The organism is Yoonia sp. (assembly GCF_965660735.1).
Lineage (GTDB): Bacteria > Pseudomonadota > Alphaproteobacteria > Rhodobacterales > Rhodobacteraceae > Yoonia.
In genome coordinates this window covers 50,154-50,405 of record NZ_CBFIBD010000021.1, presented here as the reverse complement: position 1 = coordinate 50,405, position 252 = coordinate 50,154, and the positions used below count along the sequence as shown (strand labels likewise).

The 252-nt window shown below is 60.7% G+C and carries 1 pseudogene; it reads right to left on the bottom strand.

The features are described from left to right. Positions 1-38: 38 nt before the first annotated feature. Positions 39-252: pseudogene (locus ACTG4B_RS09475) on the bottom strand (capsule biosynthesis protein CapA); the annotation flags it as partial.

Genomic DNA, 252 nt, shown 5'->3' with positions numbered 1-252 from the left:
GCCGTTATAGACAAACAGGTTTTGACGCATGCCCACGGTCACCGGACCGCCATCAACTTTGGCGGGTCCGTCTTTGGTGTCGGACAAAGCGCCTTGTAGGGGTCTGCCTGCGACAGCATCGCATCGACCAGATGCCGCAAGAGCTGCCGGCGGCCTTTGGCGGCATAATAACCGCCGGGCATTTGGCTGGTGTCCAGCAGGAACCGGCGATAGATGCGATAGGCGGTCATATCGGGGCGTTTGGGGTTGGCG